The 26,727-nt window shown below is 69.4% G+C and carries 24 protein-coding genes and 1 tRNA gene; 5 read left to right on the forward strand and 20 right to left on the reverse strand.

What is annotated here, in order from left to right; translation table 11 throughout:
- Window positions 1-288: 288 nt before the first annotated feature.
- From PXH83_RS10345 to PXH83_RS10360, 4 genes are all read right to left on the reverse strand, one after another.
- Window positions 289-2,070 (reverse strand): DEAD/DEAH box helicase, encoded by a 1,782-nt coding sequence (locus tag PXH83_RS10345; protein ID WP_274559100.1) that lies wholly within the window; start codon window positions 2,068-2,070, stop codon window positions 289-291.
- Between the two features lie 126 nt (window positions 2,071-2,196).
- Window positions 2,197-2,580: a type II toxin-antitoxin system death-on-curing family toxin gene (locus PXH83_RS10350; RefSeq protein WP_274559101.1), complete on the reverse strand. Its 384-nt coding sequence runs from the start codon at window positions 2,578-2,580 to the stop codon at window positions 2,197-2,199.
- Complete coding sequence (locus PXH83_RS10355; protein WP_215133503.1) at window positions 2,581-2,778, reverse strand: Arc family DNA-binding protein; 198 nt, start codon at window positions 2,776-2,778, stop codon at window positions 2,581-2,583.
- Between the two features lie 41 nt (window positions 2,779-2,819).
- Window positions 2,820-4,283, reverse strand: a complete 1,464-nt coding sequence (locus PXH83_RS10360) for an MFS transporter (protein ID WP_274559102.1) — start codon at window positions 4,281-4,283, stop codon at window positions 2,820-2,822.
- A gap of 177 nt (window positions 4,284-4,460) precedes the next feature.
- Between PXH83_RS10360 and PXH83_RS10365 the strand changes: the two genes are divergently transcribed.
- A tRNA-Cys gene (locus tag PXH83_RS10365) sits at window positions 4,461-4,535 on the forward strand.
- 149 nt (window positions 4,536-4,684) lie between these two features.
- Here the strand turns inward: PXH83_RS10365 and PXH83_RS10370 are convergent.
- Window positions 4,685-4,900 carry a DUF397 domain-containing protein gene (locus tag PXH83_RS10370; RefSeq protein ID WP_274559103.1) on the reverse strand — a complete coding sequence of 72 codons (216 nt, stop codon included), beginning with the start codon at window positions 4,898-4,900 and terminating at the stop codon, window positions 4,685-4,687.
- On the reverse strand, window positions 4,897-5,727 hold the full coding sequence (locus tag PXH83_RS10375; protein ID WP_274559104.1) for a helix-turn-helix domain-containing protein: 831 nt from the start codon (window positions 5,725-5,727) through the stop codon (window positions 4,897-4,899). Before PXH83_RS10375 ends, PXH83_RS10370 begins: the two co-directional genes overlap by 4 nt.
- A gap of 384 nt (window positions 5,728-6,111) precedes the next feature.
- Between PXH83_RS10375 and PXH83_RS10380 the strand changes: the two genes are divergently transcribed.
- The 3 genes from PXH83_RS10380 to PXH83_RS10390 all read left to right on the forward strand — a co-directional run bounded on the left by PXH83_RS10380 (window position 6,112) and on the right by PXH83_RS10390 (window position 8,030).
- On the forward strand, window positions 6,112-6,309 hold the full coding sequence (locus PXH83_RS10380; RefSeq protein ID WP_274559105.1) for a hypothetical protein: 198 nt from the start codon (window positions 6,112-6,114) through the stop codon (window positions 6,307-6,309).
- A 414-nt stretch (window positions 6,310-6,723) separates the two neighbouring features.
- Entirely contained in the window at window positions 6,724-6,858 is a 135-nt protein-coding gene (locus PXH83_RS10385) for a hypothetical protein (RefSeq protein ID WP_274559106.1), read from the forward strand.
- Between the two features lie 53 nt (window positions 6,859-6,911).
- A complete protein-coding gene (locus PXH83_RS10390) occupies window positions 6,912-8,030 on the forward strand; it encodes a methyltransferase domain-containing protein (protein WP_274562758.1) in 1,119 nt (372 codons plus the stop codon).
- 122 nt (window positions 8,031-8,152) lie between these two features.
- On the opposite strand, the gene PXH83_RS10395 is transcribed toward PXH83_RS10390, so the two are convergent.
- The 9 genes from PXH83_RS10395 to PXH83_RS10435 all read right to left on the reverse strand — a co-directional run bounded on the left by PXH83_RS10395 (window position 8,153) and on the right by PXH83_RS10435 (window position 18,485).
- The gene (locus PXH83_RS10395; protein ID WP_274559107.1) at window positions 8,153-8,992 is read right to left on the reverse strand and encodes a hypothetical protein; all 840 of its coding nucleotides are present in this window, start codon (window positions 8,990-8,992) and stop codon (window positions 8,153-8,155) included.
- Window positions 8,993-9,374: 382 nt separating this feature from the next.
- The gene (locus PXH83_RS10400; protein WP_274559108.1) at window positions 9,375-10,556 is read right to left on the reverse strand and encodes a lactonase family protein; all 1,182 of its coding nucleotides are present in this window, start codon (window positions 10,554-10,556) and stop codon (window positions 9,375-9,377) included.
- 113 nt (window positions 10,557-10,669) lie between these two features.
- Window positions 10,670-10,792 (reverse strand): hypothetical protein, encoded by a 123-nt coding sequence (locus PXH83_RS10405; protein ID WP_274559109.1) that lies wholly within the window; start codon window positions 10,790-10,792, stop codon window positions 10,670-10,672.
- A gap of 105 nt (window positions 10,793-10,897) precedes the next feature.
- Window positions 10,898-13,222, reverse strand: a complete 2,325-nt coding sequence (locus PXH83_RS10410; RefSeq protein ID WP_274559110.1) for a xanthine dehydrogenase family protein molybdopterin-binding subunit — start codon at window positions 13,220-13,222, stop codon at window positions 10,898-10,900.
- A complete protein-coding gene (locus PXH83_RS10415; RefSeq protein ID WP_274559111.1) occupies window positions 13,219-14,616 on the reverse strand; it encodes a (2Fe-2S)-binding protein in 1,398 nt (465 codons plus the stop codon). Before PXH83_RS10415 ends, PXH83_RS10410 begins: the two co-directional genes overlap by 4 nt.
- Window positions 14,613-15,509, reverse strand: coding sequence for an FAD binding domain-containing protein (locus tag PXH83_RS10420; protein ID WP_214922198.1), 897 nt, complete (start codon window positions 15,507-15,509; stop codon window positions 14,613-14,615). The genes PXH83_RS10415 and PXH83_RS10420 overlap by 4 nt, the downstream gene beginning before the upstream one ends.
- A 281-nt stretch (window positions 15,510-15,790) precedes the next feature.
- On the reverse strand, window positions 15,791-17,425 hold the full coding sequence (locus PXH83_RS10425; protein ID WP_274559112.1) for a beta-N-acetylhexosaminidase: 1,635 nt from the start codon (window positions 17,423-17,425) through the stop codon (window positions 15,791-15,793).
- Window positions 17,426-17,588: 163 nt separating this feature from the next.
- Window positions 17,589-17,894 carry a DUF3039 domain-containing protein gene (locus tag PXH83_RS10430; protein WP_274559113.1) on the reverse strand — a complete coding sequence of 102 codons (306 nt, stop codon included), beginning with the start codon at window positions 17,892-17,894 and terminating at the stop codon, window positions 17,589-17,591.
- Between the two features lie 30 nt (window positions 17,895-17,924).
- Window positions 17,925-18,485, reverse strand: a complete 561-nt coding sequence (locus PXH83_RS10435) for a YqgE/AlgH family protein (protein ID WP_274559114.1) — start codon at window positions 18,483-18,485, stop codon at window positions 17,925-17,927.
- 253 nt (window positions 18,486-18,738) lie between these two features.
- On the opposite strand from PXH83_RS10435, the gene murA reads away from it, so the two are divergent.
- Window positions 18,739-20,079 (forward strand): UDP-N-acetylglucosamine 1-carboxyvinyltransferase, encoded by a 1,341-nt coding sequence (gene murA / locus PXH83_RS10440; RefSeq protein ID WP_214922212.1) that lies wholly within the window; start codon window positions 18,739-18,741, stop codon window positions 20,077-20,079.
- Window positions 20,080-20,485: 406 nt separating this feature from the next.
- Here murA and PXH83_RS10445 read toward each other — a convergent pair whose 3' ends face one another.
- The 5 genes from PXH83_RS10445 to PXH83_RS10465 all read right to left on the reverse strand — a co-directional run bounded on the left by PXH83_RS10445 (window position 20,486) and on the right by PXH83_RS10465 (window position 26,713).
- Window positions 20,486-20,767 carry an HU family DNA-binding protein gene (locus PXH83_RS10445; protein ID WP_028815325.1) on the reverse strand — a complete coding sequence of 94 codons (282 nt, stop codon included), beginning with the start codon at window positions 20,765-20,767 and terminating at the stop codon, window positions 20,486-20,488.
- Window positions 20,768-21,022: 255 nt separating this feature from the next.
- Window positions 21,023-22,447 carry an NAD-dependent malic enzyme gene (locus PXH83_RS10450; RefSeq protein WP_274559115.1) on the reverse strand — a complete coding sequence of 475 codons (1,425 nt, stop codon included), beginning with the start codon at window positions 22,445-22,447 and terminating at the stop codon, window positions 21,023-21,025.
- 388 nt (window positions 22,448-22,835) lie between these two features.
- Window positions 22,836-25,238, reverse strand: coding sequence for a HelD family protein (locus tag PXH83_RS10455; RefSeq protein ID WP_420803143.1), 2,403 nt, complete (start codon window positions 25,236-25,238; stop codon window positions 22,836-22,838).
- Between the two features lie 96 nt (window positions 25,239-25,334).
- A complete protein-coding gene (locus PXH83_RS10460; RefSeq protein WP_274559116.1) occupies window positions 25,335-26,087 on the reverse strand; it encodes an anti-sigma factor family protein in 753 nt (250 codons plus the stop codon).
- Window positions 26,084-26,713: a sigma-70 family RNA polymerase sigma factor gene (locus PXH83_RS10465; protein WP_274559117.1), complete on the reverse strand. Its 630-nt coding sequence runs from the start codon at window positions 26,711-26,713 to the stop codon at window positions 26,084-26,086. Before PXH83_RS10465 ends, PXH83_RS10460 begins: the two co-directional genes overlap by 4 nt.
- Between the last annotated feature and the right edge of the window lie 14 nt (window positions 26,714-26,727).

A 26,727-nucleotide genomic window follows, 5' to 3' on the forward strand; every position in this document is an offset into this window, starting at 1 on the left:
TCTGTGGTGAGTGCGGCGGTTCTCTCACGCTTGCGGCGCCGGTCCCGTCGGCGTCGCGCGCAGAGGCCGCCGGCAGGCCATGGCACCGGCTGCGCTCCGCGGCGGCGTTGCCACGGGGCGTGTGCGTTGCCGGAAAGGTAGCGATCGACTCCGCTCAGCGGAAGCCCTCGTCCAGAATCCGGTCGTGGAAGGTCAATTGATGCCCATTCGAGACCGTTCCCGGCCGGACGTGCGTCGGGCCCCCTTCATGCGTACGCACAAAGGGGGCCCGGGGGTGCCTTGGGGGCATCACCTCATGCGGGTGGCCCACTCCTGGACCTTCTTGATCCGCTCCTGCAACTGGCCCGCCGTGGCCTCCGCGCTCGGCGGTCCGCCGCACACGCGCCGCAGCTCGGTGTGAATGACGCCGTGCGGCTTCCCGGTCTGGTGGACGTACGCGCCGACCATCGTGTTGAGCGACTTGCGCAGCTCCAGCAGCTGCTTGTGGGTGACGACGGGACGCGCCTCGGCCGGCTTCTCCAGGAGGTCGGCCTCGGCGGCGGGCTTCTGGCGGCTGTGCGCGATCTGCCGGGTCTGCCGCTTCTGGAGGAGGAGCTGGACCTGGTCGGGTTCGAGCAGCCCGGGGATGCCCAGGTAGTCCTGCTCTTCCTCGCTGCCCGGGTGGGCCTGCATGCCGAACTCGGCGCCGTCGTAAAGGACCCGGTCGAAGACGGCGTCGGACTCCAGCGCCTCGAAGGGCAGCTGCTCCTCGGTCTCCTCGTCCTCCAGCTTCTCGGCGTCGGCGAGGAGCTTGTCCTCCTCCGCGAACGGGTTCTCGTCGTCGCTGCCCTTCTTGGGCTTGTCGAGGACGTGGTCCCGCTCGACCTCCATCTCATTGGCGAATTCGAGGAGCATCGGAATCGTGGGAACGAACACCGAAGCGGTCTCTCCCCGCCTCCGTGATCGCACGAATCGCCCGACGGCCTGCGCGAAGAAGAGGGGCGTGGAGATGGTCGTCGCGTACACCCCGACAGCCAGCCGCGGTACGTCGACACCTTCCGACACCATGCGGACCGCGACCATCCACCGGGAGCCGTCCGCGCTGAACTGGTCGATTTTCTTCGATGCGGCCTTCTCGTCGGACAGGACGACGGTCGGCCGGTCCCCGGTGATCTTCTTGAGGATCTTGGCGTACTCGCGTGCGGTGTCCTGGTCGGACGCGATGACGAGCCCGCCGGCGTCGGGGATGCCCTTGCGTACCTCGGTCAGCCGCGTGTCGGCGGCTGCGAGCACATTGGGGATCCACTCACCGGTCGGCGCGAGCGCGGTGCGCCACGCCTGCCCGATGGCGTCCCTGGTCATCGGCTCGCCGAGGCGGGCGGCGATCTCGTCACCGGCCTTGGTGCGCCAGCGCATGTTGCCGCTGTAGGAGAGGAAGATGACGGGCCGCACGACACCGTCGGCGAGGGCGTTCCCGTACCCGTAGGTGTAGTCGGCGGAGGACCGCCGGATGCCGTCGTTCCCCTCCTCGTACGCGACGAAGGGGATCGGGTTCGTGTCGGAGCGGAAGGGCGTACCGGTCAGGGCGAGCCGCCGGGTCGCCGGATCGAACGCCTCCTGGCAGGCCTCGCCCCAGGACTTGGAGTCACCGGCGTGGTGGATCTCGTCCAGAATCACGAGCGTCTTGCGCTGCTCGCACCGGTTGCGGTGGAGCATCGGCCGTACGCCGACACCGGCATAGGTGACCGCGACCCCGTGGTACTCCTTGCTCAGCGGCCCGGCGCTGTAGTCCGGATCGAGCTTGATGCCTATACGGGCCGCCGCCTCCGCCCACTGCTTCTTGAGGTGCTCGGTCGGCGCGACGACGGTGATCTGCTGCACGACATGGTGGTGCAGCAGCCACGAAGCGAGCGTCAGCGCGAAGGTCGTCTTGCCGGCGCCGGGCGTCGCGACGGCGAGGAAGTCGCGGGGCTGGTCCTGGATGTACTTCTCCAGCGCCCCCTGCTGCCAGGCACGCAGCTTGTTGGCCGTGCCCCAGGGGGCGCGGCCGGGGAAGGCGGGTGAGAGGTGGTGGGAGGCGGTAGTAGTCACGGTCTCCGGTTCAGGGGCTCTCGGGGGGCGGCACAAGGGGTACGTACGACAACCGGGCCACCCTACCGGTGGCCAAGTCCCGTGCCCGCCGGAGCTACGCGGTGACCTCGCGGAGTGCGATACGGGTCACACCGCTTCGTGCAGTGCCCTCAATCTCCGGGCGATCTCGCCGACGTCTTCGAGGACTCCCGAAGCGACCTCGATGACGAGCTTGTAGGACTCGTCCTGATCAACCTCGACCATTTCGGTGCCGTTGAAGTCGAGGAAGACCACCGTGGACATCCACGCCATCCGCTTGTTGCCGTCGACCAACGGATGGTTCACAGACAGTGATTGCAGCAGCCCGGCGGCCTTCTCGAAGAGATCGGTGTACGCCTCGACACCGAACATCTGCGACTGCGGGCGATGCACCGCCGAACTGAGCAGCCCCAGATCGCGCACCGCGACCTGTTGCCCCCCACAGGCGATCTCCGCCAGATCCAGGACCTCCTGGACCGTCAGATACTTCACCTACTCCCCCAGCCGCTTCAGCAGGTCGGCATGGCGCACGGCGTACTTCGCCCCGAGACGCTTGACTGTCTCCCGGTCCGCCTCCTGCTCCAGGTAACGGTCGATCGCCTGAAGCACTATGGCGTGCATGCTGCGCCCCTCCTCCTCGGCCCGGAGCTTGAGGGCTTCTTGCTGGTCGTCACGAAGACGAAGGTTCATAGCCATACCACGACGGTACCACTACTGGGGCCATCATGGTACTAATCACCTCGCGTCCGCAGTCGCGTAGCGACCCACGCCCCCGCCAGCGCGACCCCCGCCATCGGCAGGAACACCGCCGCGAAGGCCGCCGGATGCGAGCCGGAGGCCGAGGTCGTCGCGTGGGCCGTGCCCACCGCGCCGCCGCCCAGGGCTGCGAAGACCGCGCCGCCGATCGCGAGGAGCATGACGTTCGACAGGCCGTCGGAGATCTGGAGGGCGGCCGAGTTGGCGCCCGCCTCTTCCGGGGCCGAGAGCTTGAGCAGGAGCACGCTGGTCGAGGCGATGACCGTGCCCATGCCGAAGCAGCCGGCTCCCCAGGCGACCGCCACCACCCACACCGGGACGGCGGGGATCAGTACGCTCGGCGCGGTCGCGATTGCCGCGGCGACCAGCACCATGCCGCCGGACACCATCCGCTCCCGGTACGGCTCCATGCGCGGCCGCGACTGTACGTACGAACCGGACGCCCACGTCGCACCGCCCACCGCGAGCGAGAGCCCGGCCAGCGTCGGGGACAGCCCGCGCTGGGTGACCAGCATCAGCGGTACGAAGGACTCCGCGGCGATGAAAGCCCCGGCCGCGATCCCCCGCAGGAGCACCACCGAAGGCAGCCCGCGCGCCGCCCGGTAGGTGCCGCGCGGCAGCAGCCCCAGGACGGCGGGCACGAGCAGCGCCCCGCCCACCGCCGCGGGGAGAAGCGACAGCCACCGGAGGTCCTGGCCGGCGTACTGGAGCAGCCCGGCGCCCAGCGAGATGCCGAGCGCGAGCCGGATGCGGCGGCGGTCGAAGGCGGGGACGGGGGCGTCGGGGTCTGCGGGTCCGGCCGCCATGCGGCGTATCGCGGGCAGCGCGATGACGAGCGGGAAGACGACCAGGGCGGGGATGCCGACGAACACCCAGCGCCAGCCCAGCTGCTCGGTGACCGTCCCGGACACGAGCGGCCCGACGACGGAAGGGACGACCCAGCTCGCGGCGAAGGCGGCCAGTATCGCGGGCTGAAGGCGCTGCGGATAGGCGCGGCTGACGACGACGTACAGGGCGACGATCACCAGCCCGCCGCCGAGTCCCTGGACGGCGCGGCCGAGGATGAACAGCCACATCGCGTCGGCGGTTCCGGAGAGCAGCAGCCCGGCCCCGAAGGCGCTGATGCCGGTGGCGAGGGGCCCGAGGGGACCGCGCCGGTCGGCCCACTGCCCGGACAGGACCATGGCGAAGAGGCTGGTCGTGAAGTAGGAGGAGAAGGCGAAGGCGTAGAGGGAGATCCCGTGCAGCTCGCGGGCGGCGACCGGCATGGCCGTGCCGACCGCTGTCGCCTCGAAGGCGATGAGCAGGACGACGGCGATGATGCCGATGCTGAGGGCTCGGTGCGTCTTGCCCAGGACGCCGCTCTGTTCCGCGGGTACGCCGGGTATCTCAGCAACTTCGGGCGCGACCTCGGCGTCGCGCGGCTCCAGGGCGGTCATTCGGCCAGAGTAAGGGGCGCACCGGCGAATGGACCCTGTCGCAAGGACGGTCGGGCGTCGGCCTTTGGTCGTACGACCGGCGGCGGTGTGTGAACGCGGCATGGCAGTCGCATTGCACCCCGCACGGATCCCTTGAGGCGGTGCGCTCGGCGGCTTACGTTCGAGGAGTTCCAGCACGGCCGTGTGCCCGAGTGGCTCAGGGGCTTGCCTGCAAAGCAAGTTACGTCGGTTCGATTCCGATCACGGCCTCCACGCAGTAGCTGACGGGCAGGAGCCCCGGTACACCGGGGACTCCCGGCACGCACCAGACCCCAGCGCTCGGCTCTGGATTCCCGCGCACACGCACAAGCCCCGCCGTCCTCTGGGAGACAGCGGGGCTCTGAGCGCTTCGTCGGGGACGCCTACCGGGGCAGGAACTCCTCATCACGGACGGCAGAGACGAACGAGTTGAACGCGGCGGCGGGGAAGACGAGGGCCGGACCTTGAGGGGTCTTGCTGTCACGGACGGGCACAAGACCTGAGGCAGCAGCGGCGGACGGGTCCCACTCAAGGCAGTTGCCGCCTTCGGGGCCGCTGTAAGTGGACTTGACCCACTGCGGGGGCGGATTCGTGTTCACAGGCTCTCCATCTGGTCTCTGATGAGGTCCGCGCTGTCCCGTGCTGAAAGCGCCTCGCTCGTAACGCCATCGTAGGCGCGTACCGCAGCTCGAACGGGCTCCTGATCGTCAATGATCGCGGCGCTACGGTATGCCTCAACACAGACCATAGTCACGTGATTTGGTCCCGTCAGGAACGTGACCGGCCACTCGATGAGTAGGTGTGCCTCAGCGTCCAGCGGAAGGATCTGGATGCGAGTGGTCGCTCGCTCACCATGAGCAAGCAGCGTGGCGAGTTGGTCCCGCATCACCTCATGAGTGCCCACGCGCCGTCTGATCACGGATTCGCAGAGGACCACGCGGACATCAGGCGGCGCAGCCCCTCTCAGCACATCTTGACGCGCCAGCCGGGCGCCCACATTTGCTGAGATCTCCCGGTCACTCGCCCTCGGGTCACCCTTCCGCAGGATGGCCCGCGCATACCCGCCTGTCTGAAGCAGCCCCGGGACGATGGTGGGTGACCACTCCCATACCGCTACTGCCTCCCTTTCCAGGGCCATTCGTCGCCGGTAAAGCTCAGGAAACGACTGGGCGACGGTGTCCTCGTACAGGCGCTTGAACAGTCCGTCGGTCGCAAAGACCTGATCGAACAGGGGTGGCAGCTCGGGCGGGATTGGCCCTGTTCCGGTCTCAACACGGCTGATCGTGCTCTTCGAGGTCCGAGCCTTCCTGGCTAGATCAGTCTGGGAAAGCGTGCTCCCTGGGTGTAGTTCCCTTGCGCTTCTGAGCGCCTCTGCGAACTGCTGGCGTGGGCTCGGCGCCCCTTCGGACGATTGCTCTAAGCCCATGAAATCCCCCTTGACCGCTGGGCTGGTCGCTCCATACGTCGGATGCATCCTCACTGGTCAGCGGCATTTGCATATGCCGGTCTGACCAAAGAGCAGGTCGGGACGCAAACCCCTACCGAGCGTACGCCGACGAGGCCATGGTGTGAGCAGAAAGTCACGGAGAGCACGCAAAGAGGCGAAGGGCAAGGCATGGCTACCCCCCTACCGAAGCGCACACCGCAGCTTGATGCCGCCATAGCTCGGCGCGACTTCTACCGACTGACGCCGGAAACCGTGACGTTCTCCAAGCTGGTACCCCTGCCGCCCTGGGTACCGCGCGGCCCGTACATCACACCAACGCAAGAGATCCTGACGGTCGTTGAGGCCGGATTGGAGCGGTTGGCTATGCGCATCACTGAGCGTACGTCGACGACACCAGCGATCACGGTCCCCGCCCTTGAGCCTGTGCCGGTCGACGGATGCGACGTATGCGCCGCATTGGTGCGGCAGCGAGAGGCGTCCCGAAGCGTCGACCCGCTCACCGTCCAGAGCTGCAATGAGGAACTGGCGAGCCATCCGCATAGAAGGGCGGACCGGTCATGAGGACACGAAACCCCGTTGCGGCGCCACCGCGAAGCGTGCACCGAACGCCCGTCTTCGCTACACCAATTGAACTCACCAGGGGCATGGTTGTCTTCGATCGCGACTACGAAATGCCCGGCACAGTGCGAGGCATTGACGGACGCATGATCGAAATGGAGCGCCCCACTGGACTTGTGTGGCGCAGGGACTTCAGCAGACTGCGACGCGCGACCGAGTGGGAGTGCAAGCAGCTCGTTGCGGTTGGCAGGCTGCAAAAGCAACGACAGGCAGGCCGCTGACCCTCCAAAGGTTTCGTCCCTGCCGGACGTATCCGCAGAGGTTCCCCCGACTTCGCGAAATCCCGGCAGGGACGAATTGAGCCCCCGCCCCCACGGGCGGGTCAGTACGCACCGAACGGCAAAGGAGATGGAGAGCATGAGCGCGATCACAAGCAACGGTGGCGACAAGCTTCCGGGCAATCCGTACCCCGGTCCGCACCAGCCACCGACCCCCGATGGGGGCCCCGGCGTTCCCAACCCGCCCAAGGTCTACCCGGTCACCGCGCGGTGACTACCGATGCGCACGAGACGCGCCCCAGCCTTACCGAGCTGGGGCGTGTCCTCATGTCTGGTGATGCCCTTTCTTCGGATTGGGCGCCTACGTTCGCGGCCGTTCCCCGCTCTGCGTTCCTGCCGGAACGGATGTGGCCCTTCGATATGGGCGCCGGAAAGAGCGTGGCCATTTCGAAGAGGGATGATCCAGCCGCTTGGATGGAGTACGCGGACTCCGACGTGCCGATCGTCACTCAGTGGGACGACGGTGCCCACAACGGGGCAGAGCCGGGGGAGGTTTCGACTAGCTCCGCATCCATGCCCAGCGTCGTGTTCCGAATGCTTCGGGACTTGGACGTACAGCCCAGCCACCGAGCCATGGAGATCGGCACGGGAACCGGTTGGAATGCCGCTCTGCTGGCGCACCGGTTGGGTGCTCAGAACGTCGTCACGATCGAAGTTGACGGGACCGTTGCCGAGCAGGCTCGAACGGCCCTTGAGCGCTTCGGCCTGCCCGCGCGAGTCGTCCACGGTGACGGCTTCAAGGGGTTCCAGGAAGGGGCACCGTACGACCGGATCATTGCCACATGCGGTCTTCGGTTCATCCCGTTCGCATGGGTGCAGCAGAGCCAACCGGAAGGCGTCATTGTTGCCCCCTGGGGGACGCACTACAGCAACGGAGACGCGGTGGCCCGACTGGTCGTTACCGACGACGGAGAGAGCGCGACAGGGGCCTTCACGGGCCCCGTGGAGTTCATGAAGCTCAGGGCACAACGTCGCCCACCCGTGGACCATGACGAGTACGTAACTGGCAGCGTGGCAGACGGCGACGAGTCGTCTACGGACATCTCCGAAACAGAGTTCATCGGAGAGCAGTTCGGCCCTCAGCGCTTCGCGCTGGGTCTCCGAATTCGCAACTGCTGTCACACCGTCGCCGAAAAGCATGACGGGGCACGGCCTGTGTGGTTCTACGGGCTCGACGATCGCTCTTGGGCGTGCGTCATGTTCCGCGACGGGAAGAATGCGCGAGTCTGGCAGTTCGGCCCTCGACGACTGTGGGATGAGGCAGAAGCCGCGTTCCGCTGGTGGGAAGGCGAAGGCAAGCCGGGGCATGAGCGGTTCGGGCTCACCGTGAATGCGGAAGGGCAATCCGTTTGGCTGGACGACCCGGCCGACTCCTGGCCCGTTTGAGGCCAGGCAAGCGCTGATCGCATTCCGCTGCGAGCGACTGGCCCATCTCGGGCATAAAAAATTTCAGGCATCCAGCCGGCGGCTGGGTGCCCTGAAATTTGCCATCTGCGCCCGAACAACAATTAAGGCCCTTTCCGTTTTGGGTCATCCTCCACGATTTGACAGAACGTGCGGACAATTGTCCGATCGGACGCGTTACTGCGGCCCATTTCCCTGCACAGCGCGGCCGTTACTTCACCGGATCTCTTGGCCTGCTCTTGCGCTTCCTCAACCGCTTCATAGGCTGTTCGAGCCTCAGCCCGCTGTACTTTCGCCTCGCTGTACGCCAAAAAAGCGAGCGTGCTCAGGAGCGAGAGAACCAGCACATTGATAGCGATAACGGCAGTAGAGACGATATTCCGTCCGCGTTCGCGGCCAGAGGCGAACTCGGTTTCTTCCGGTTCAATGTCCTCCAACGGCGACCGTAGAGAAGGGTTGCGTGCGTCTCCGTCCACCAATACGGAGTAGGTCACGTATTGCCCGCCAGAGATTAGGCAGGGTGCAATTTCCACAAATTTACCGTTAATGGATACCGGTGGGGCAATAGCCGTGGTTGGCTGGGTTTTGATTTCCAGAACTTCCAGCACATTGGCCGCGAGGTCGATCTTGATACTGTCGCCGTTATGGAAAGAGCTGGCGGTGATCGCCTTCTTCCCTGGGTTTTGTAGCATAACGTCGACGAGGCGGGGGTTCCTTAGAGCGTTGCCTCCATGTTGCACGTGCAGCGTACTCGTTGCGGATTGCGCGGTATTCAGCAATGAGACGTTCTTCAGCCATGCGTACTGAAGCTTCCGCTTAGGGTTGGCGTATTTGTTTGTCAACCATGCGCCGCCTAACCCACCGCCTAGCAGTGTTGCTATGGCCGCGACAGTGATGGTCCAGAAGGTTGCCGTTGCGTACCAGGGCGCTGCGAGCTCTGTCATGTGTGCGGCCTTCGTGATGAGCGGGGCGGTCGGCGACGGTGTGAGCGAGGAGCCACCCCCAACCGTAGCGGAGCTGGGGGGCTTTGGCGTTTAAACGGATCAACCAGGCAGGCGGATTCAGGTGCATCCGCGGTTCACCGGTGCGTCCGGAGTTGGGGACTCCTGCAGCGGCTGCACATCAGCTATGGCATTGAGCCTCCAAAGCAAACGCCCTCTTACGAGACCGTCCTTCATTGCTGAAATCTCCGCATGACCTCCAGCCGACGAAGGCCCCATTCAAAAATGCACCCCGGGTCCCGGGCGCATATTGAGGCGAGCCAACCGCCTGCAAAGCAAGTTACGTCGGTTCGATTCCGATCACGGCCTCCACGCAACCGCGTCGCTACACCGGCAGCACGCACACCGGAATGGGCGCGGCGAACGCCGTCCCCACCGGATCCGGGCGTCCCGTGGCCCGGTCCGGACGGAAGACGGTGACCGTCCCTGACTTCTGGTTGGCGGCGAACAGCAGCGTGCCGGACGGATCCAGCACGATGTGCCGGGGATACGAGCCGCCGGACGGCGTGACGGACACCAGCCGCACCGCCGCGCCACCGCGCTCGACGACGAACGTCGCGATGCTGTTGTGGCCGCGGTTGGACACGTACAGGAAGCGTCCGCCCGGTGAAGTCACCACCCCGGCAGGGTAGTTGCGTTCGGTGAGCTCGGTGCCGGGTGGCAGGGTGGGCAGCGGCGCGCCGGGGGTGAGGGTCCCGGCGCGCCGGTCGTAGCCGCAGACGGCGATGGTGCTGTCCAGTTCGTTCACGACGTACGCGTACCTGCCGGACGGATGGAAGGCGAGGTGCCGCGGCCCCGCCCCGGCCTTCATCGCGGCGCGGGCACGCTCATGGAGTCGCCCGGTGCGCGGGTCGAGGCGGTAGGTGTGGACGGAGTCGGTGCCGAGGTCTACGGCGAGGACGTAGCGCCCACCCGGGTCGCTGACCACCATGTGCGCGTGCGGCCCTTCCTGCCGCGCGGGATCGGGCCCGGACCCGGTGTGCTGTACGACGTCACTGGCCTCCCCGAGCACACCGCCGCGCCCGATGGGGTGCACGCAGACGCTGCCGCCGGTGTAGTTCGCGGTGAGGAGGAAGCGCCCGCCGGGGTGTACGGAGAGGTGGCAGGGGTCGGCGCCGCCGGTACTGCGGCTCTCTCCCAGCACCTCGGGCGGCCCGGCCTGCCGGACGCGCACGGCGGTGACGGCTCCCCGGGCGCGCTCGTCGACGGCGTACAGGGTCCTGCGGTCGGGCGAGAGGGCGAGGAAGGAGGGGTTGGAGACGCCGGGGAGGACCCCGGTGGAGGCGAGCTCCCCGCTGCGCGGCCGGTACGCGGCGAGCCCGATGCCGGTGCCGCCGCCCGGCTGCGTGGTGTAGGTGCCGAGGTAGGCGCGGCGTGGGGCGGGGGCCGGGGTGGGGGCGGCCTGCGCGTCCCCCCGGGTGGGCGCGACGGTGGCTTGCGCGTCCCCCCGGGTGAGCGCCGCGGCGGCACCAGCACCGGCGAGCAGCCCGAACCCGCGTCGGCTCACGCCCCGTGTGGTCCTATCGCTCATGAGACCCCTCACGCATCCGAGTTCGAGAGTCGCCGCTGCGGTCGCATAGTGGCTGGCCCCATGCGCCGGGACAAGGGGGCCGCGCGGGACTACTCCTGATGCTCCGCCCGGACGTGTGCCGCGTTCATGCCGGTGAAGACCCTGCCGCCGGGGGGCCGTGCGGCGGAGGCGACGGTGCGGTGGTCGCCGCTGCCGACCCGCGCTGCCAACACGTCGGCACCACGGGAGCGAGCCATCCCAGCCCGGCCGCCCCCGCCGCACACGTGACGCAGAACAGCAGCCACTGGAGCACCGACACCCCCGTTCGCCCCCCGTCCCTACGGGTTGGGTACGGCGACCGCCGCCTGCGGCCTGATCGGCAGGCGGTTGACCGGGCGGCCCGTCGCCGCGCGTACCGCCGATGCGACCGCCGCCGGGGACGTGACCGCCGGGACCGCGCTGGCCGGCTTCGCGCCGAAGGGGGCGACCACGTCGCGCTCCTCGACCAGCTTCACGATCTGGATGTCCGGGGCGTCGAGGGAGGTCGGGAGTGCGTAGTGGGTGAGGTCAGGGTGGCGGACGAGGCCTCGGGGGGTGCGGAGGTTTTCGGTCAGGGCCGCGCCCACGCCCTGCGTCACGCCCGCCTCGATGCGGGTCGCGAGCTGCGCCGGGTTCAGGATGCGGCCCACGTCCTGGGCCACCGCCATTTCCACCACCCGTACCGAGCCGAGCTCGATGTCCACGTCGACGATCGCGCGGATTGCGCAGAACGCCAGGCCCACGAAGGCGTCGCCCTGGCCCGTTTCGTCGAGGGCCTCCGTGGGGTGCGGGCGGCACTGGGCCGTGGCCCAGAGTTCCTTGCCGTCCATGGCCTCGGTGACCGTGGTGGACAGGACACCGTCGTACGACGTGATCTTGCCGTCCGCGATCTGCAGCAGCTCGGTGGACATGCCGAACTTGTGCGCCAGCGGCTGGAGGAGCTGCGTCCGGACCATTTTGGCCGCCCGCTCCACCGCTCCGCCCGACACCCACGTGTGCCGGCCGTGCGTCGCCGCGCCCGCCGGGGGCTGGTCCGTGTCGACCGACGCCACGTGGACCTCTTCGATGCCCAGGGTCTCCTGGACGATCTGGCGGGCCAGGGTGGAGAAGCCCTGGCCGGTTTCCACCGCGGCGCAGATCACCGTGGCCACGCCGTCGTGGACCTTCACCGTGGCGGTGGAGACCTCGTCCGCGCCCTCCGCTCCGAGCATGTGCACCATGCCCAGCGCGTAGCCGACGCCCCGGCGCACGGCGCTCGGTTCGCCCGCACCCTCGGGGCCGCCCGGCAACAGCCAGTCGTCCTGCGGGGTGTCCTTGGGGAGGGTGGGGAGGCGGAAGTCCCTTACCGAGCACAGGAGTTCCGCGACGGGCGCCGGGCACGTCACGGTCTGGCCGGTGGGCAGCAGGTCGCCCGTGGCCATGACGTTGCGCAGGCGCAGTTCCGCCGGGTCGAGGCCGAGCTTCGCCGCCAGCTTGTCCATCTGGCCCTCGTACGCGGCGCAGACCTGGAGGGCGCCCTCGCCGCGGACGTGACCGGACGGGGGGTTGTTCGTACGGACCGCCCAGCCCTCGATGAAGGCGTGCGGGACGACGTACGGGCCGCAGGCGAAAGCCACCGCGGCGGCGAGAGATTCGGAGGACGCGTCGGCGTACGCGCCCGCGTCCAGCAGGATCTGGGCCTCGACCTTGACCAGGTGTCCTTCCGCGTCCGCGTGGTGGCGGTAGCGGAGCAGGGTCGGGTGGCGGTGGGCGTGGCCGAGGAAGGACTCCTCGCGGGTGGCCGCCAGCTTGACCGGGCAGCCGGTCTTGAGTGCCAGCAGCCCCAGCGGGATCTGGAAGCTGCCGTCCTCGCGGTCGCCCGTCGCGCCCGGTACGCCCGTCACCACTACCTTGACGCGCTCCTGCTCCAGGCCGAAGCAGGCCGCGGCCCGGTCGCGGTCGGTGTGCGGGTCGGTGGACGCCGTGTAGAGCTCTACGCCGCCGTCGGGGCGGGGGACGGCGAGACCGGCCTCCGCGCCGATGGGGGCGGGGTCCTGGCGGCCGATGCGGTACAGGCCCTCGACGATCACTTCGCCCGTGACCGACGGGTCGCCGAAGCTGAGCGGGATGTGGCGGATCAGGTTGCCGTCGGGGTGGAGCGGCTCGGCAGCGAAGGCCTGCTCCGGGTCGGTGACCGGATCCAGAAGTTCGTATTCGACCACGATCGCCGCGGCCGCCAGACGGGCCGTGTCGGGGTGGTCGGCGGCCACTGCCGCGATCGCCTCGCCGTGGTGGCGGACCAGGTCGGAGGCGAAGACGGGGCGGTCGGCGACGGTTCGGCCGTGCGCGGGGTCGCCCGGCACGTCGTCGTGGGTCACCACGGCCCGTACACCCGGCATTTCGGACGCACCGGAGGTGTCGACCGAGACGATACGGGCGTGGGCGTGCGGGGAGCGCAGCACCGCCGCCCACAGCAGGCCCTCGGCCCACAGGTCGGACGCGTACGGGAACGTGCCCTCGGTCTTCGCCCGCGCATCGGCCGGCGGGAGGGACGCGCCGAGGCCGTGGGTGGGCTGCTCGGGCGGGGACCCGTCGACCGCCGGTGCGGTGGTCGCGGTGGTCGCGGTGGCCGCGTCGTGGCTCACGCCATGCCTCCGTCGTGCGGGTGGGGCTGCTGGACACTGCCGGCCCCGGGGGGCGCCTGGTGCGGGATGCGGACCGCCTCTTCGGGGACGGCAGCGGCAGAGGCGGCGGATGCCTCTCGCTCGGCCACGACCTCGCGTACGGCTTCCAGGACACCTCGGTAGCCGGAGCAGCGGCAGAGGTTGCCGCAGAGGGCCTGGCGGGCCTCCAGGTCGCTCGGGGCGTGGTTGCCTTCGAGGAGGTCGTGGACGGTCATCGCCATGCCGGGTACGCAGAAACCGCACTGGACGGCGCCGCAGTTGGCGAGAGCTCGCTGGACGTCGGACGGTTCACCGTCGGTGGCCAGGCCCTCGACTGTACGGACCTCACTGCCGGCGGTTGTGGCTGCGGGCACCAGGCAGGAGGCGACCAGGCGGCCGTCGACCTGGACGGCGCAGGCGCCGCATTCGCCCTGGGAGCAGCCGTCCTTGGCACCGGCGAGGCCGAGGCGCTCGCGCAGGACGTAGAGGAGGGACTCTCCGATCCAGGCGTCGGTGACGGGGCGGTCGGCGCCGTTCACGCGCAGGACGTAGGAGGCGTGGGGGTGTTCGCTGTGCGCGGCGGCCGAGTCGGAGACGGGGTCCGGCTCGGGGTCCTGATCCCGTTCCTGCTCCGCTTCCGCTTCCTGCCTCGGTTCCGTTGTGGCTTCCGGTGCCGCCTCGGGCTCCGGCTCGGGTTCGGGCTCCGGCTCCGGCTCCGGTTCGGCGTCGTTCGAGGCCGTCGCCCAGGGCGCGGTTGCCCCGCCCGGCAGGGTCGCGCCCGCGTCCGCCGTGTTCGCCGTACTCGCCCATGGCGCGGTCGCTCCGCCCGGCAGGGTCGTCGGCGGCGGCGCGGCGCCCCACTGGGCGGCGGCGAGTGCGGAGGTCGTGAACTCGCCCGATTCGTCCGGGAGATCCCCGTCTGCCACCGGGATGGTCCACTGGCCCGTGAGCTCGGCCGCGGGTGCCTGTGCCTGCTCCGGTACGGGGGCGCGGGCGGGCGTGGGTTCCGCCGCCGCCTCGAACGACCACTGGCCCGTCGCGCCCGGGTCGTGCGCGGGGGCCGCCTGGGCAGAGGGCTGCGAGCCCTCCGGTTCCGGCCAGCGCATCTCGCCGTGCACCGGCGGCGCCATCCACGTCCCGGTCGCGCCCGGGTCGGTGGCAGCGCCCGGCGCCACCGTGATCTGCGGCGGTACGTAGTCGTGGCCGGGGGCGGCCAGCGGGTCGCCCGTGCCGGTCGCGGCCCCCATGCCCGTCATGCCCTCGGGCAGCTGCACGAAGGCCGTGGCCTCCGCGTCGTACTCGCCGCCCTGCGGGATCGGCTGCCAGCCGCCGGGGTTCGCGGGCCCCGGCGTCCGGGGGTTCTCGTTCTCGCTCACGCCAGTGCCCTCCCCAGCGCTCGTCGGGCCAGCGCGGCGACGGTGCGCCGCAGATGCAGTACGGCGGGTGGCAGCGGGGGCGGCTCCGACCCGTCCGCCGCCGGTGGCGGGTCCGGGATGCAGCCGGCCGCGACGTACTCGCCGAAGGCCGTGCACGCCTCGGGCGCCAGCTTGCGGTCCGCGTCCCACTCGATCAGCGAGGCGATCCAGCGCTCCGCCTCCAGCGGCCGCAGCGGCACCTGAGCGATGGCGCCCACCGCGCAGCGCACCTCGCGGTGCGCGGGGTCGAGGACCAGGGCCACGGACGCGGACGCGCGGCCGGGGCCGGTACGGCCGGTGGCCTTGAAGAAGACCTGGGGGGCGTGCAGCAGCGGTACGCGCACGAAGCCGATCAGCTCGCCCGGGCCCAGCATCTCGCGGCCGGCCAGCAGGTGGGAGACGGGCATCTCGCGGCGTGCGCCACCGGGTCCGGCGATCACGAGCGTCGCTTCCAGGGCGGCCAGGACGGGCAGGGAGTCGCCGGTCGGGGCGGCGGTGACGATGTTGCCGCCCAGCGTTCCCGCGTTACGGATCTGGGGCGGGCCCGCGGCGCGCGCGGCCGCCGCCAGTGCCGGGATGAGGGCCGCGAAGTCGGGCCTTCCCATCCGGGCGTGCGTGAGGCCGGCGCCGAGCAGCGCGTGTCCGTCCTGGTACTGCCAGCCGCGGATCTCGCTGATGCGGCCGAGTCCGACCAGGGCCGATGGCCGCAGCTGCCCGGAGTTCACGGCGGCCATCAGGTCCGTACCGCCCGCGACGGGCACGGCGGCAGGCATGGCGGTGAGTGCCGCCACGGCCTCGTCGAGCGAGGCCGGCAGCGTCACGGACTGCGCCGCCTGCGGTGCGTGCGTGGTCAACCCAGCTGCCCCTTCCCGGTGTCCCGGCTGTCCCGCCTGTTGCGCCGTACGGTACGTGCTCACAGCCCGGACGTGGCAACTCTGGCACATCTTGAGAACCGGCCGACGCGAGGGTCCGCTAGGGGACTCTCGTCCCCGACCAGGGCATAGGTCCGGTTTCGCACTTCATTGGCGTTGAGTACGAATTGCCACTGTTCAGCGGCCTTGTGCAACTTACGCCGGGGCCAGGACCTCCACGGTCCCAGCCCCGGCGCAGTACGGCCCATACCTTCCCGCCCGGCTCACACGTTTGGGGGCGACCCCTCGATCGGGCGTCCGAGGCTCGCTGTCATCCCATTGGGGGCCGGACGCTTCTGCCACGGCAACGGGCCGCCCGGCGGCCGGTACTCGACACCCAGCGCGTCAAGTCGGGCGTAGTGCCCTGTCATTCGCGCCTCGAAACCGGCGAAGTCGCGCTCTGCGGACGGCGGCAGGTCCGACCAGGCGACCTCGGCGAAGGCGGCCAGGCGCGGGAACGTCTGGTAGTCGACGCGGCTCCGGTTCTCCATCACCTCGGTCCAGACGTTGGCCTGGGTGCCGAGCACGTGCCGCGCCTCTTCGGGCGTGAGCTGCGGCGGTACGGGCTCGAAGCGGTAGACGTCCTCCAGCGTGCGTACGTACCCGATGGGCATCGGCTCGTCCGCGCCGCCGTCCTGGCGGTGGTCCAAGTACACCTGCTGCTCGGGGCACATGACGACGTCGTGGCCGGCCCGGGCGGCGGTGATCCCGCCCGTGTATCCGCGCCAGGAGGAGACGGCGGCGCCGGGCGCGAGGCCGCCTTCGAGGATCTCGTCCCAGCCGATGAGGCGGCGGCCGCGGTCGGTGAGCCAGGTGTCGAAGTGGCGGACGAACCAGGACTGGAGCTGGTCCTCGCCGGCCAGGCCGAGTTCACGCATACGGTCCTGGGCGGCCGGGGACTTCCTCCACTGGTCCTTCAGCGCCTCGTCGCCGCCGATGTGGATGAAGGTGGAGGGGAAGAGGGCGAGGACTTCCTCGAAGACGTCCTCGAAGAAGCGGAGGGTGCTGTCAGTGGGGGCGAGTACGTTCTGATTAATGCCCCAGGTGTCCCAGACGGCGAGTTGGGAGGTGTCGACGATGTCCGTGTTGCCGAGTTCCGGGTATGCGGCGATGGCGGCCTGCGAGTGGCCGGGGATATCGATCTCGGGGACGACGGTGATATGCCGCTCGGCGGCGTACGCGACGATCTCGCGGATGTCGTCCTGCGTGTAGTAACCGCCGTGCGGCGTCTGCGTCCACAACTCCGATGCCCGGTGGCCCCATTGGGTGCGCGCACGCCACGCGCCGGTCTCCGTCAGCTTCGGGTGGCGCTTGATCTCGATGCGCCAGCCCTGGTCGTCGGTGAGGTGGAAGTGGAAGACGTTGAGCTTGTGGGCGGCGAGGAGATCCAGGTAGCGCAGGACGCCGTCCTTGTGCATGAAGTGCCGTGATACGTCGAGCATCAGGCCGCGCCAGCCGAAGCGCGGACTGTCCTCGACGGCGCAGCCCGGCAGCTTCCACACGCGGTCGGGGTTCACCGGTGCGCGCCGGAAGGCGTCGGGGCCGAGGAGTTGGCGCAGGGTCTGGGCGCCGTAGAAGACTCCGGCCGCGTCGCCCCCGGTGAGGGTGACGCCGTCGGCGTTCACGTGCAGTGCGTAGCTCTCCGGAAGCGCGCTCGCGGTGGCGATCCGCAGGCGGATCGCCACCCCTGCCGTGCCCGGTGCCAGCGGCAGCCCTGACGCGGCGCCGACCGTGCTGCTCAGCCAGCGCGCGACGCCCTCCGTACCGGGCTGCGCGTCCACCACGGTGTTCCGGTCGAGAAGGAAGCCGTCCGTACTGCCGAAGCCCTCGTAGCCGAGGGGCGCGGGAATGAGGTCCATCACGTCATCCTTACCGCTCCGCCGAGTCCGGAGACCAGGCGTCGCTGTACGAGTACGAAGACAGCAGCGTGCTGGAGAGGCGTCAACGCAACGGCCCCCGGGGCGCGCACTCGGCGCACCCCGGGGGCCGTCACGGGTGAAGCAGGGACTGCTTACAGGAGGGCTACTTCTTGCCCTTGTCCTTGTCCTTGCCGCCCTTGTCCTTGTCGCCACCGGCGCCCAAGGACTCGAAGATTTCCTTGCACATCGGGCAGACCGGGTACTTCTTCGGGTCGCGACCCGGGACCCAGACCTTGCCGCAGAGCGCCACGACGGGCGTACCGTCGAGCGCGCTCGCCATGATCTTGTCCTTCTGGACGTAATGGGCGTACCGCTCGTGGTCTCCGTCGCCGTGCGAGGTCAGCGGCGTCGGTTCGACGAGGGTCCCCGTACCTGCCCCGCGCTCGGGCTCGGGCTCAAGAGTGCTCATGGCATCCAAGCGTACTCACCCCCGCCGCGTTCAGTTCAGACTCGGGTCGTCCGGGTACGTCGCGATCATCGCCAGCTTGCTGCGCTGCCTGCGCAGTACGGCCCGCCACAGGCTCTCCGGCTCCGGGGACGACACATCGCCGGGCTCCGACTCGACGACGTACCAGGCACCCTCGCGCAGTTCGTTCTCCAGCTGGCCGGGCCCCCATCCCGAATACCCGGCGAAGATCCGCAGCGAGCCGAGGGCCGCCGCGAGCAGCTCCGGCGGGGCCTCCAGGTCGACCAGGCCGATCGCGCCGTAGACCCTGCGCCAGCCCAGAGGCCCTTCGTCGCCGGGGATCACGGCCACACCCAGCGCCGAGTCGAGCGAGACCGGGCCGCCCTGGAAGACGACGTCCGGGTCGCCCGCGAGCGCCGCCCAGGGCAGCAGGATGTCGCGGACGCCGACCGGGGTCGGGCGGTTGAGGACCACGCCGAGGGAGCCCTCCTCGTCGTGGTCGATGAGGAGCACCACCGCGCGGTCGAAGTTGGGGTCCGCGAGGGCCGGTGTGGCCACCAGCAGCCGCCCTGTGAGCGAGGACACCTCCGTCATGCGACACATGATCCCGCACATTGGCCCTCCGGGGGGAGCGGACGGCGATGCGTAAGCGTGCGCAGCTCAGGGCGCACTGCAGCAGCGGGAGCGCGCACCCCCGGAACGTCACCCTCCGCAGAGGCCGCTGTGCGGAGAGTGTTGTGTCTGATTCATGACATACGCCCACCCCCCTTGGCCTTATGGCACAGGGGTAGTCGCCCCTTACTCTTTTCACTGGCCACCTGTCCGACCACTCCGGAACGCGAGATCCATGACCGGCACTGACGATGTACTGCTTGTCCACGGCGGCACCCCGCTCGAGGGCGAGATCCGCGTCCGCGGCGCGAAGAACCTGGTGCCGAAGGCGATGGTCGCCGCGCTCCTCGGCAGCGGTCCGAGCCGACTGCGCAACGTGCCCGACATCCGTGACGTGCGCGTCGTACGCGGACTCCTCCAGCTGCATGGCGTGACGGTCCGCCCCGGTGAGGAACCGGGCGAGCTGATCCTCGACCCGTCCCACGTCGAGTCCGCCAACGTCGCCGACATCGACGCCCACGCGGGCTCCTCGCGCATCCCGATCCTGTTCTGCGGCCCGCTGCTGCACCGGCTGGGCCATGCGTTCATCCCGGGCCTGGGCGGCTGTGACATCGGCGGCCGGCCGATCGACTTCCACTTCGAGGTGCTGCGCCAGTTCGGCGCGACGATCGAGAAGCGGGCGGACGGCCAGTACCTGGAGGCCCCGCAGCGGCTGCGCGGCTGCAAGATCCGCCTGCCGTACCCGTCGGTCGGCTCGACGGAGCAGGTGCTGCTGACGGCCGTGCTGGCCGAGGGCGTCACCGAGCTGTCGAACGCCGCCGTGGAGCCGGAGATCGAGGACCTCATCTGCGTACTGCAGAAGATGGGCGCGATCATCTCCATGGACACCGACCGTACGATCCGGATCACCGGTGTCGACTCGCTCGGCGGCTACAACCACCGTGCGCTCCCGGACCGCCTGGAGGCGGCCTCCTGGGCGTCCGCGGCGCTCGCCACCGAGGGCAACATCTATGTGCGCGGCGCCCAGCAGCGCTCGATGATGACGTTCCTCAACACGTTCCGCCGGGTCGGCGGCGCGTTCGAGATCGACGACGAGGGCATCCGCTTCTGGCACCCGGGCGGGCCGCTCAACGCGATCGCCCTGGAGACGGACGTGCACCCCGGCTTCCAGACCGACTGGCAGCAGCCGCTGGTCGTGGCCCTGACGCAGGCGTCGGGCCTGTCCATCGTCCACGAGACGGTGTACGAGTCGCGCCTCGGCTTCACGTCCGCGCTGAACCAGATGGGCGCGCACATCCAGCTGTACCGCGAGTGCCTGGGCGGCTCCGACTGCCGCTTCGGCCAGCGCAACTTCCTGCACTCGGCGGTCGTCAGCGGTCCGACGAAGCTCCAGGGCGCGGATCTGGTCATTCCCGACCTGCGCGGCGGCTTCTCGTACCTGATCGCGGCGCTGGCGGCGCAGGGCACGTCGCGGGTGCACGGCATCGACCTGATCAACCGCGGCTACGAGAACTTCATGGAGAAGCTGATGGAGCTCGGCGCGAAGGTGGAACTGCCGGGCGGAGCGCTCGTCTGAGAGTTTTCCCACGAGTACGGCGAAGGGGCGGCCACCCGGTCATCGGGTGGCCGCCCCTTCGCCGTACTCAGTGGATGCTGGCGGCGGCGAGCGTCGCGATCAGCAGGGCCGCGCCCACGAGCAGGAGGGAGAGGCTGGGGCGGGTCGGACTGGCATCGCGCACGGTGAACTCCTGGTGGTCTGAGTCTGCGTACGGCTCCTCACCACTTTGCCGACGCTCAAACCTCCCGGCACACAATCTCGGCTGACGGTCGTTCAGGCGGCTCGTGAGCAGGCCTGTACGCGCCCGTAGAGCCTCCGTGGACCCCTGACCCGGTCCTGGCCCTGATACGGCCTCAGAAACGCGAAGAGGGCGGCCGCCCGGCGTGTTCCGGGTGAACGCCCCCTTCGGGTCTGCCTTGGGGTGTTACTTGCCCTTGGCGGCTTCCTTGAGCTTGGAGCCCGCGGAGACCTTCACGCTGTAGCCGGCCGGGATCTGGATCGGGTCGCCGGTCTGGGGGTTACGAGCGGTGCGAGCGGCACGGTGGGTGCGCTCGAAGGTCAGGAAGCCGGGGATGGTTACCTTCTCGTCGCCCTTGGCGACGATCTCGCCGACGGTCTCGGCGAGAGCGGCCAGAACGGCGTCGGCGTCCTTGCGGGTCACGTCGGCACGGTCGGCCAGGGCGGCCACCAGCTCACTGCGGTTCATGTTGTTACTCCCGTGTTCTTCTTGCCTGTAAGGCGTGAGATCGAAGCCGATGCTGCCAGGGCCCTCGGACAGTCCCCGGACCCGGGTCTGTCGTAAGACCCTCGCGCCCGAATACGCATCCTGCCCCCACCTGCGGCGGGAAAGCCAATCCGGCACCCTCCGGAGGGCCGCAAGGCTCATGGTCCGCCACCCTAAAGGGGCGTTTAGGGCCCTGCATCCCGCGACGCGCCGGATGTCAGGCGGACGTGGGGCCCGTCACAGAGCGGCGTCGGGCTTTGCGTCTGCCTTTGCGGCCGTACGGACGGCTCCGGCGACGGCGCCCGCCACCTTGTCGTTGAAGACGGACGGGATGATGTAGTTGGCGTTCAGCTCGTCCTCGGTGACGACGTCGGCGAGGGCGGTGGCCGCCGCCAGCATCATCTCCGTGTTGACCGTGCGGGAGTGGGCGTCCAGCAGGCCTCGGAATACGCCGGGGAAGACCAGCACGTTGTTGATCTGGTTCGGGAAGTCGGAGCGTCCGGTGGCCACAACTGCCGCGGTTTCGCGGGCGATTGCGGGGTCGACCTCGGGGTCCGGGTTCGCGAGCGCGAACACGATCGCGTTGTCCGCCATGGCCGCCACGTCGTCCCCGTTCAGGACGTTCGGGGCCGAGACGCCGATGAAGACGTCGGCGTCGACCACGGCCTCCTTGAGGGTGCCGGTGACGCCCTCCGGGTTGGTGTTGTCGGCGATCCAGCGCAGCGGCGATTCGGGTGCGGCGTCGACGAGGTCCTTGCGGCCCGCGTGCACCACGCCGTGGATGTCGGCGACGACCGCGTGCTTGACGCCCGCGGCGATCAGAAGCTTGAGGATGGCCGTACCGGCCGCGCCCGCGCCCGACATGACGACCCGTACGTCACCGATCGCCTTGCCGACCACGCGCAGCGCGTTGGTCAGCGAGGCGAGCACCACAATGGCCGTGCCGTGCTGGTCGTCGTGGAAGACGGGGATGTCGAGGGCCTCGCGCAGACGGGCCTCGATCTCGAAGCAGCGGGGCGCGGAGATGTCTTCGAGGTTGATGCCGGCGAAGCCGGGGGCGATGGCCTTGACGATCTCGACGATCGCGTCGGAGTCCTGGGTGTCCAGACAGATGGGCCACGCGTCGATGCCGGCGAAGCGCTTGAAGAGGGCCGCCTTGCCCTCCATGACCGGAAGTGCGGCCATCGGGCCGATGTTGCCGAGACCGAGCACCGCGGAGCCGTCCGTCACCACTGCGACGGAGTTCCGCTTGATGGTCAGGCGGCGGGCGTCCTCGGGGTTCTCCGCGATCGCCATGCAGACGCGGGCGACACCCGGCGTGTAGATCATCGAGAGGTCGTCACGGTTGCGGATGGGGTGCTTGGACGCCATCTCGATCTTGCCGCCGAGGTGCATCAGGAACGTACGGTCGGAGACCTTGCCCAGCACCACACCCTCGATGCGGCGCAGCTCCTCGACGATCTCGTCGGCGTGCGCGGTCGAGGTCGCCGCGATCGTGACGTCGATCCGCAGCTTCTCGTGACCGGAAGCGGTCACGTCGAGGCCGGTCACCGACCCGCCGGAGGACTCCACGGCCGTGGTGAGCTGGCTGACCGCGGTCCCGCTCGCGGGGACCTCCAGCCGGACCGTCATCGAGTACGAGACGCTGGGCGCCGTTGCCATGGCCGACTTCCTCTGCTTTCCCTAGCTTCTTTGCTGCGCGACCGTGGCTGTTGCCCGGCAACGCCCTCCGATGGTCCCACCTACCTGCGGGTAGCAGGTAATGCGGTCATTTTGTTTTCGGAAACTGTTTTCCACCATACGAGAAGCGCAGGTGAAACAGAAGAGGCCCGCGGCACCCGTGGGTGCTGCGGACCTCTTCTGTATGTACGTACCAAGTGGTGTACGTACTGAGCGCTCAAGTGGCACCGACCCGCCATGCTCGCCTCGCGGCAAGTGGTCGCTCGTAGCGACGAAGGTTGGGCCCGGGGGCTTGGATCGAGCCGGTGCCACAGCAAGGCTAACAAACCACCCCGGCAAGTGATTCCCCCAAGCGCACGTTGACCCCGGTTCAGTCCCGCAGCAGCGCCGGCACCCCGTCCGCACCCGGCTTGTCGCGCTCCCCCGAAACGACCGTGAGCTGCTGCGTCGCGCGTGTCAGCGCCACGTACAGCACCCGCAGGCCCGCCGGGGACTCCTCCGCGATTTCCGCAGGTGATACGACGACCGTCGCGTCGTACTCCAGGCCCTTCGCCTCCAGGCTGCCGAGCGCCACGACGCGCTCGCCCAGCGGCGCGAGCCACTTGCGGGCCTGCGCTCGCCGGTTCATGGCGACGACCACGCCGACCGTGCCGTCCACGCGCTCCAGGAGGCGCTGTGCCTCTTCCCGCATCGCCGTGGCGACGTCCTTGTCCCGTACGACGGCGAAGCGCGGCTGGACGCCCGTGGAGCGGACGGCGGCCGGTGACTCCATGCCCGGCATGGCCAGCTCCAGGACCTTGGCCGCCAGGGCTGCGATCTCGGCCGGGTTGCGGTAATTCACGGTGAGCGTGAACTTGCGGCGCGGGCGGGCGCCGAGGGCCTCGTCGCGGGACGCGGCCGCCTCGGCCGGATCGGACCACGAGGACTGTGCCGCGTCGCCGACGATCGTCCAGGTGGCGTGCCGGCCACGGCGGCCGACCATCCGCCACTGCATGGGCGTCAGGTCCTGCGCCTCGTCGACGATCACGTGGGCGTACTCCGTGCGCTCCTGGGCCAGCCGCTCGGCCCGCTCCCACTGCGTCTCCTCGCGCTGCGGCATCAGCTCTTCGAGGCCGCTGAGCTGGTCGAGTGGGTCGTACTCGCGCTTCCGCTTGGGGCGGGCCGGGGTGCCGAGCAGCATCTGGAGCTCGTCGAGCAGCGCCACGTCGTGGACGGACAGCGGACCCTGCCCCTCCGCGTCGAGACGGCGCAGGGAGCGGGCCAGCTGGCGGGTCTCGCGCGGGTTCAGTACGCGGCGGGCCCAGCGGCCCAGGCGCTTCTCGTCGGCCATGGCGGCGAGCACCCGGCGGGGTGTGAGCTCGGGCCACCAGGCGTCGAGGAAGTCGATGAACTCCGCCTCGGTCGAGATGTCGTCGTCGAAACCGGAGCGCAGCTCGGCGACCAGTTCGGGGTCCGTGTGGCGGCCCCGGCCGCTCGACTTGGACCACAGGGCGTCGAGCAGCAGCTTGCGGGCACGGGGGCGCAGCAGGTTGACGGGCGCCGTGCCGCTGAGGACGTTGTGCCGGATGCGGCTCAGGTCGTCGGCGTTCAGCTCCACGCGGGCGCCGAAGGCGACGACGCGCAGCCTGTCCGGGGTCGCTGCTGCCTGAGGCTCCTGCGGCTCCTCGTCGCCGAAGGCCAGCTGTCCTTCGGCGGCGGGGGCCGGCGCGGGCCGCGCGTCGAGGGCGCCGCGGGCCGCGTTGCGCAGCACCTTGAGCATGCGCGAGGAACCCTTGATGCGGGCGATGTTCGGTTCGTCGTACGTCGATGCCTCCGCGCCGTCGACGAGCGAGCCGACCGCGCGGATCGCGACCTGGCCCTCCTCGCCCAGCGAGGGCAGCACGCCCTCGGTGTACGCCACGAGAAGCGGCGTCGGCGACACGATGAGGATGCCGCCCGCGTACTTCCGCCGGTCCTGGTAGAGCAGGTAGGCGGCGCGGTGCAGGGCCACGGCGGTCTTGCCCGTGCCGGGGCCGCCGGAGACCTCGGTGACGGAGGCGGCGGGGGCGCGGATCACCAGGTCCTGCTCGGCCTGGATGGACGACACGATGTCGCGCATGGTGTGGCTGCGGGCCTGCCCGAGGGCGGCCATCAGCGCGCCGTCGCCGATGACGGCCAGCGGGGCGTCGTTCAGGTTCGCCGTCAGCTCGGGGCGCATCAGGTCGTCCTCGACGCCGAGCACCTTGCGGCCCTTGGAGCGGATGACCCGGCGGCGTACGACCCGGCCGGGCTCCTTGGGCGTGGAGCGGTAGAAGGGCGCCGCGGCCGGTGCGCGCCAGTCGATGACCAGCGGGGAGTAGTCGGCGTCGAGTACGCCGATGCGCCCGATGTGCAGGGTCTCGGCGATCTCGGCCGTGAGGTCGGGGCGTACCGCGTCGTCGGCGGGTTCGACCGAGGTGTACGCGCCGTCCGGGCCCTTCTGCCCGTCCTTGCCGCGCAGCAGATCGATGCGTCCGAAGAGGAAGTCCTCGAATTCGTTGTTGAGCCGGTTGAGGTGAATTCCGGCGCGGAAGACCTGCGCGTCACGCTCGGCGAGCGCGCCGGGCGTGCCGACCTGGCCGCGCTTGGCGGCGTCGTTCATGAGGAATTCCGCCTCGTGGATCTTCTCCTCCAGACGGCGGTACACCTGATCCAGATGATCCTGTTCGACACCGATTTCGCGGGTCCGCGCCGACTCCTCGGAGGAGTCGGAAGCGGAATCCACGGAATCGACAGCGGCATCCTGCACGGCCACCGAGGCCCCCTTCTGACGTGCTGCGGGCAGCCGTCAACCGTACGCGAAGGGGGACCCGGACCGCACCTGTACGGAACAGGGAATTGAGTGGATCTGTCAGGCTTCGACCTCGACCAGGCGCTTTCCGTCGAACGTCCGGACCTCGAAGTGGTCGATCTCGTCGCGGTTCATGGCCGCGCCGCCGTGCACGTACAGCGGGTTCTTCGCGGTCTTGTTCGTGCTGTCCGGGATGCCGTATCCCCACTTCGGGACGGCCCACGTGGTGACGGTCTCCTCCTTGCCGTCCTTCGCGACGGCGATGAGGCTGCACTTCAGCGGGCCCTTGACGTTCTTGAGCTCCAGGACGGTGTGGGTGCCCCAGCCCTTCTTCTCCATGCCGACGGTCGCACTGACCTTCGTGGTGGCGTCGGTCGCGACGATCTTCTCCTCCATGTGGTTGAAGAAGGCGTCCTCGGCCGGGCTGGTCGGGTGGGGTCCCGCGACATTGCTGCCGCCGTCGCCGTCCGACGTGGCCACGACCGCGATCGCAGGGCCGCCGACGACCAGTACGGCGGCTGCCGCCACCAGGTAGAACCCGCGCCGTCTGCTCTGCGCGCGCTTGGTGGCGACCTCGTCGGTGAGGCGGTCGAGCAGCTGGGGAGTGGGCTCGGTCAGCCGCGCGGGCGGGCCCGGGTACTCGGCGAGGGCGGCCATCATCGGTTCCATGCCGGCGAAGTCGTCCAGCTGGGCGGCGCAGTACTGGCAGCCGGCCAGATGGGCTTCGAAGGCGGTGGCGTCCGCGTCGTCCAGAATGCCGAGCACATATGCGCCGACGGCATCATGCTCGGAGTGCCGGTCCTGCGTCGTCATGCCGTCACCCCTCGTTCCTCAAGCGCGAGTTTCATGGAGCGCAGTGCGTAGAAGACCCGGGACCTGACCGTCCCACTGGGTATGCCCAGCGCTTCGGCCGCCTCATTGACCGTACGCCCTCTGAAGTACGTCTCGACAAGTGCTTCCCGGTGAGCGGGAGTCAAATCGTCGAGCGCGTCAGAGAGCGTCATCAGCCACAACGCCTTGTCGATCTCGTCCTCCGCGGGCATGACCTCCAGCGGCGACGGATCGACCTCCTGCGGCCGGGACTGCCGGCTGCGATGGTTGTCGATGACGATGCGACGGGCGACCGTCACCAGCCAGGGGCGGACAGAGCCGGTGGCCCGATTGAGCTGACCGGCATTCTTCCAGGCACGGATGAGCGTCTCCTGTACGACGTCCTCGGCGCGTTGGCGGTCGCCGGCGACGAGGCGCAGTACGTAGGCCAGCAGAGGGCCGGCGTGTTCGCGGTAGAGCGCGCGCATCAACTCTTCGTCAGGAGCCTGTTTTACGGCGCGCGGTCCCCCCAAACGATGTCGAGCCCTGTGCTGACGGTCATCGGCCACGGCCGCATCCTCGCGCACCCGAACCTCCTGGTCGAGACCCTGTGTGGCTCCCTCCTCCATCACTACGCAAGGAC

The sequence above is a fragment of the Streptomyces spiramyceticus genome (assembly GCF_028807635.1).
Classification (GTDB): Bacteria; Actinomycetota; Actinomycetes; order Streptomycetales; family Streptomycetaceae; genus Streptomyces; species Streptomyces spiramyceticus.

Bases quoted from the DNA above. Each gene is read 5' to 3' on its own strand.
- PXH83_RS10355 (WP_215133503.1), bottom strand. From the start codon at position 2,778: ATGAACCTTCGTCTTCGTGACGACCAGCAAGAAGCCCTCAAGCTCCGG.
- PXH83_RS10360 (WP_274559102.1), bottom strand. From the start codon at position 4,283: ATGACCGCCCTGGAGCCGCGCGACGCCGAGGTCGCGCCCGAAGTTGCT.
- PXH83_RS10375 (WP_274559104.1), bottom strand. From the start codon at position 5,727: ATGGGCTTAGAGCAATCGTCCGAAGGGGCGCCGAGCCCACGCCAGCAG.
- PXH83_RS10380 (WP_274559105.1), top strand. From the start codon at position 6,112: ATGCGCATCACTGAGCGTACGTCGACGACACCAGCGATCACGGTCCCC.
- PXH83_RS10385 (WP_274559106.1), top strand. From the start codon at position 6,724: ATGAGCGCGATCACAAGCAACGGTGGCGACAAGCTTCCGGGCAATCCG.
- PXH83_RS10390 (WP_274562758.1), top strand. From the start codon at position 6,912: ATGTCTGGTGATGCCCTTTCTTCGGATTGGGCGCCTACGTTCGCGGCC.
- PXH83_RS10395 (WP_274559107.1), bottom strand. From the start codon at position 8,992: ATGACAGAGCTCGCAGCGCCCTGGTACGCAACGGCAACCTTCTGGACC.
- PXH83_RS10425 (WP_274559112.1), bottom strand. From the start codon at position 17,425: ATGGACCTCATTCCCGCGCCCCTCGGCTACGAGGGCTTCGGCAGTACG.
- PXH83_RS10430 (WP_274559113.1), bottom strand. From the start codon at position 17,894: ATGAGCACTCTTGAGCCCGAGCCCGAGCGCGGGGCAGGTACGGGGACC.
- PXH83_RS10435 (WP_274559114.1), bottom strand. From the start codon at position 18,485: ATGACGGAGGTGTCCTCGCTCACAGGGCGGCTGCTGGTGGCCACACCG.
- murA (WP_214922212.1), top strand. From the start codon at position 18,739: ATGACCGGCACTGACGATGTACTGCTTGTCCACGGCGGCACCCCGCTC.
- PXH83_RS10445 (WP_028815325.1), bottom strand. From the start codon at position 20,767: ATGAACCGCAGTGAGCTGGTGGCCGCCCTGGCCGACCGTGCCGACGTG.
- PXH83_RS10450 (WP_274559115.1), bottom strand. From the start codon at position 22,447: ATGGCAACGGCGCCCAGCGTCTCGTACTCGATGACGGTCCGGCTGGAG.
- PXH83_RS10460 (WP_274559116.1), bottom strand. From the start codon at position 26,087: ATGACGACGCAGGACCGGCACTCCGAGCATGATGCCGTCGGCGCATAT.
- PXH83_RS10465 (WP_274559117.1), bottom strand. From the start codon at position 26,713: ATGGAGGAGGGAGCCACACAGGGTCTCGACCAGGAGGTTCGGGTGCGC.